A 5,143-nucleotide genomic window follows, 5' to 3' on the forward strand; every position below is an offset into this window, starting at 1 on the left:
CTGGGGAGGTCCGCTTCGCCCGCGACTTGGGCCCCCAGGTGGCCCAGCCGCTGCCGGAGGAGGGCCAACCGCGCGGATGCGCCATCCAGGCCCCGGCTGGGGTGGGCCAGGGCCAGACGCTGGGCCAGGGCCGCGGAGCGGGCCATGACGGGGGCCAGGGGTTCCACCCGCTGCAGCCCGTGGTCGGTCAGCAGGTTGAGGGTGGACTCCTGCCCCTGCAGCCGCCAGAGGACCTTGGCGCACAAGGCATCCACCCGCCGCCGCAGCTCGGCGCCCAGGGCCGACCGGTCCGGCGTGGCCAGCTCGGCGGCCTGGCTGGGCGTGGCGGCGCGGCGATCCGCCGCGAGATCCACCAGGGTGGTGTCGATCTCGTGCCCCACGCCGGTGATGACGGGGAGCCTGCACTCCGCCACGGCCCGCACGAGTTCCGGGTCGTTGAAGGCCCAGAGATCCTCGAGGCTGCCCCCCCCCCGCACCAGCAGCAGGGCCTCGCAGCCCCAGTGGGGGTCCTGGAGCTCCTGGAGGGCCAGCAAGGTCTCGGGCACGCAGCGCTCGCCCTGGGCGGCGGCGGGGGCGATGAGCACATCGATGCCCGGCGCGCGCCGCGCCATCACCTCCAGCACATCGCGCAGCGCCGCCCCCCCCAGGGCCGCCACCACGCCCAGCTTCCTCGGGAAGCGGGGCAGGGGGCGCCTGGGGCGATCGAACCAGCCCTGGCCACGCAGCTCCGCCTCCAGCTGCCGCAGCCGCGCCTGCAGGTCGCCCACGCCGGCGGGCTCGCAGTGCGTGACGGCCAGGGTGAGCGTGCCCCCCGCCACGTAGAGGTTCAGGCTGCCCTTCAGCAACACCCGCTGGCCGTCCGCAGGCCTGTGCTGGAGGAAGCGCTGCTGGCTGGCCCATACGGCGCAGGAGAGGGCGGCCCCCTCCTCCTTCAGCGTGAAGTACCAGTGCTTCCCGGAGCCGCGGAAGTTGGAGACTTCGCCCACTACGCAGACGCTCGCGAAGGCAGGCTCCAGGCGGGCCTTGATCTGCTCCAGCAGGCGCTTGACGGAAAGGGGGGCGTCCATCCCCGCATGATGGCACGGCCCCAGAAGGAAACTTCGGGTGCCGGGGGCTTACCTCGCCATACAATGGTCGCGGTCTCCCCACCCATCTTTGAGGTGTTCCCATGCCCGGACGCGCCCTTCTCCTTCGCAGCCTGGCCCTCGTGCTCGCCATTGGTGGCTTCGCGCAGGCCCAAACGAAGCTGCTCCGCTTCCCGGACATCCACGGGGACAGTGTGGCCTTCACCTACGGCGGGGACCTCTGGACGGCTTCCGCCGCGGGCGGCACCGCCACCCGACTGACAGCCCACCCGGGCCTGGAGCTCTTCGCGAAGTTCAGCCCGGACGGCAGGTGGATCGCCTTCACCGGCCAGTACGACGGGGACGAGCAGGTCTACGTGATGCCCAGCGGCGGTGGCGTGCCCCGCCAGCTCACTTTCGACCCCGCCGCGGGCCCGCTGCCGCCGCGGGGCGGCTACGACCACCAGGTGGTGGGCTGGACGCCGGACGGCACCAGCGTGGTGTTCCGGGCCGCCAGCGACGCTGACGGCGTGCTGAGCCGCACTGCGCTCTACACCGTGGCCCTGACCGGAGGCCTGCCGAAGAAGCTGCCCATGCCCACGGCGGGCCCCGGCTCCTTCTCGCCCGACGGCAAGCGCATCGCCTACGCGCCCATGTTCCGCGACTTCCGCCACTGGAAGCGCTACGAAGGGGGCTGGGCGCAGGAACTCTACGTCTTCGACCTCGCCACGAAGCAGCAGAAGAAGATCGCCTCGAGCAAGCGCACCGAGCGCGATCCCATGTGGATCGGCGACAAGGTCTACTTTGCCTCGGATCGCAGTGGCACGTTGAACCTCTACTCCGTGGAGCCCGCCACAGACACTGTGAAGCAGCTCACCTTCCAGAAGACCTGGGACGTGCGCTGGCCCTCCAGCGATCACCAGGCGCGCATCGTCTACGAGCTGAACGGCGAGTTGCGCGTGTTCAACGTGCAGGACGGCAGTGACAAGGGCATTGCCATCGCTGTGCCCACGGATGGCGGTGCTTCAAGGCCCGCGCGCATCAGCGTCGAGCGGAACATCGAGGGCTTCGCCCTGTCGCCCAAGGGCGAGCGGGCCTTGTTCGTGGCCCGGGGCGACGTGTTCACGGTTCCTGTCGAAAAGGGGCCCACGCGCAACCTCACCAACAGCTCCGGCGCCCATGACCGGCAGGCCCGCTGGTCGCCGGATGGCAGGAAGATCGCCTTCATCTCGGATCTCAGCGGAGAGGACCAGCTGTACCTGGTGGACCAGGACGGCAAGGGCAAACCCGAGGCCCTGACCATGGGGCTGGTGGCCCAGCTGAATGCGCCCACCTGGTCCCCCGACGGCAAGCGCATCGCCTTCACGGACAAGGACGGCATCGTCTACGTCATCGGCGTGGCCGAGCGCAAGCTGATCAAGGCAGCCAAGGATGAGTTCGGACGGGTGGGCGACCTGGCCTGGTCGCCGGATGGCCAGGTCCTGGCCTTCTCCCTGGGCAACCTGAACGGCACCCGCAGCCTGCACGCCTGGGGCCTGGCGGACCAGCAACTGCGCCGGCTCACGGGCGACCTGTTCCCCGTGACCGATCCCGCCTGGGATCCCGAGGGCAAATACCTCTACGCCCTCAGCCGCCGGGATTTCGCGCCACAGATCAGTAATCTGGAGTTCGACTACGCGGGCAACCGCAATGTGGATGTCATCGCCTACACCCTGCGCAAGGACGTGGCCCATCCCTTCCCACCTGAAAGCGACGAGGTGGGTGCCGCGCCCGAGAAGAAGGAGGATGGCGAGAAGAAGGCCGACAAGCCGGCCGACGCGCCCAAGGGTCCCGTGGCCGTCCGCATCGACTGGGACGGCTTCGAGCAGCGGGGCGTGCGGGTGCCCGTGCCCGCCGACAACCTGGGCGGCCTGGAGGCGATCCGCGGCTTCCTCCTCTACACCAAGGCCTCGCCTTTCGTGTACGGCGAAGCCAATGGCCGCAGGAACGCCGGGAGCAGCCTATGGATCTTCGACCTGAAGAAGCGCCAGGAGAGCGAACTGTTGCCGGAGGTCCAGGGCTGGGCCCTCAGCCAGGACGGCACCAAGATCCTGGCCCGCGCCGGCCAGGGCCCGGCGGCTTCCTTTCAGCTCATCGAGGCCAAGCCCAAGGGCGCCGACAAGAAGACCGTCGCCACCAAGGAGCTCTTCGTGGATCGCGTCCCCGCCGAGGAGTGGCGCGAGGTCTACGACGAGACCTGGCGGCGCTTCCGGGACTTCTTCTACGTGAAGAACATGCACGGCTATGACTGGAAGGCCCTGCGCGAGCAGTACCGCCCCTGGCTCCAGCACGTCACGCACCGCTCCGACCTGACCTATGTGCTGACGGAGCTCATTTCTGAGCTGAACATCGGCCACACCTACACGGAGGGCGGCGACCAGTTCCTGCCCGAGCGCGCCAAGGTGGGCCTGCCCGGCGCCCGCCTCGAACTGGACGCCGCCGCAGGCCGCTACCGCCTCGCGCGCATCTACCGGGGCCACAACGAGGAACCCAAGTACCGCAGCCCGCTGACGGAGCCCGGCGTGGACGCCCGCGAGGGCGACTACATCCTGGCCATCGATGGCGTAGAGTTGAAGGCCGACGAGACCCCCTACCGCCTGCTGCGGAACAAGACCTTTACGGTGACGCTGACGCTCAACGCCAAGCCCACACTGGAGGGTTCCCGGCAGGTGACCTACCGGCCCATCGAAAGCGACGCCAGCCTCCGCTACCTGGACTTCGTGCTGCGCTCCAGAGAGACCGTGGACAAGCTCAGCGGCGGCAAGGTGGGCTACCTCCACATTCCCGACATGGGCGCCCCCGGCCTCTACGAGTTCATCAAGTGGTACTACCCCCAGATCCGCAAGCAGGGCCTGGTGGTGGACGTCCGCGCCAACGGCGGCGGCAACATCAGCCAGATGATCCTCGAACGCCTGGGCCGGAAACTGCTGGGCACCCGCTTCGGCAACGACGGGGACCATCCCTCGACCTATCCCGGCACCGTCTTCCACGGCCCCATGGTGGCGCTCACCAGCGAGACCAGCGCCAGTGACGGCGACATCTTCCCGCACCACTTCAGGTTCGCGGGCCTCGGCCCCCTCATCGGGAAGCGCACCTGGGGCGGCGTCGTGGGCGGGGGCAACCTGCCGCTCATAGATGGTGGCAGCGTGTTCGTGCCCCGCTCCGGCACCAATGCGCCCACCGGCGAGTGGATCATCGAAGGCGAAGGCGTGAACCCCGACATCGAAGTGGAGAACGATCCCGCCTCCATGCTGGCGGGCCACGATCTCCAGCTGGAGCGGGGCGTGCAGGAAGTGCTGAAGCGCATGGCCGAGAAGCCCATGGCCCTGCCTAAGCGCCCCGCCGACCCCGTCAAGACGAAGTAGCATGCGCATCGTCGTGGCCCCAGATTCCTTCAAGGGGAGCGTGTCGGCCCTCGGTGTGGCAGAAGCCATGGAACGCGGCATCCACGCCGTGTTCGCCGACGCGAACGTGCTCAAGGTGCCCATCGCCGATGGCGGCGAGGGTACCGTCGAGGCGCTGGTGGCGGCCACCGGGGGCCGCCTCATGCATACGGACGTGCGGGGCCCTCTGGGCGATCCCGTGCGCGCCCACTGGGGCGTTTCCGGCGACGGCGCCACTGCGTTCCTGGAGATGGCCTCGGCCTCGGGACTTCCGCTTGTCCCGAAAGAAGGGCGGGATCCTCGCCGCACGAGCACCTTCGGCACGGGTGAGCTGATGAAGGCAGCCCTGGACGCTGGGCTGCGAAAGCTGGTCATCGGCATTGGCGGCAGCGCCACCAACGATGGCGGCACGGGCATGGCCCGGGCTCTGGGCGTGCGCTTCCTCGATGCGGAAGGCCGCGACTTGCCGGAAGGCGGCGCCGCCCTGGCCCGGCTCGCCCGCGTGGACCTGTCGGGACTGGATCCGCGCCTGGCCAAGAGCGCCCTCCTCGTGGCATGCGACGTGGACAACCCGCTCTGCGGCCCCCGCGGCGCCTCCGCCGTCTACGGCCCCCAGAAGGGAGCCACGCCGGACATGGTGGCCGAGCTCGATGAAGC

3 protein-coding genes are annotated in these 5,143 nt (G+C 69.5%); 2 read left to right on the forward strand and 1 reads right to left on the reverse strand.

The genetic code is table 11. The annotated features are described in order from the left end of the window. The coding region (gene xseA / locus WAS25_RS05135; RefSeq protein WP_422310442.1) for an exodeoxyribonuclease VII large subunit at positions 1-1,067 on the reverse strand (1,067 nt) is incomplete at its 3' end. A 101-nt stretch (positions 1,068-1,168) separates the two neighbouring features. On the opposite strand from xseA, the gene WAS25_RS05140 reads away from it, so the two are divergent. Then, complete coding sequence (locus tag WAS25_RS05140; RefSeq protein WP_422310443.1) at positions 1,169-4,468, forward strand: S41 family peptidase; 3,300 nt, start codon at positions 1,169-1,171, stop codon at positions 4,466-4,468. A gap of 1 nt (position 4,469) precedes the next feature. After that, positions 4,470-5,143, forward strand: a 674-nt coding sequence (locus WAS25_RS05145; protein ID WP_422310444.1) for a glycerate kinase, incomplete at its 3' end; no start/stop codon positions are given.

It is taken from the genome of Geothrix sp. (assembly GCF_049292215.1).
GTDB lineage: Bacteria > Acidobacteriota > Holophagae > Holophagales > Holophagaceae > Geothrix.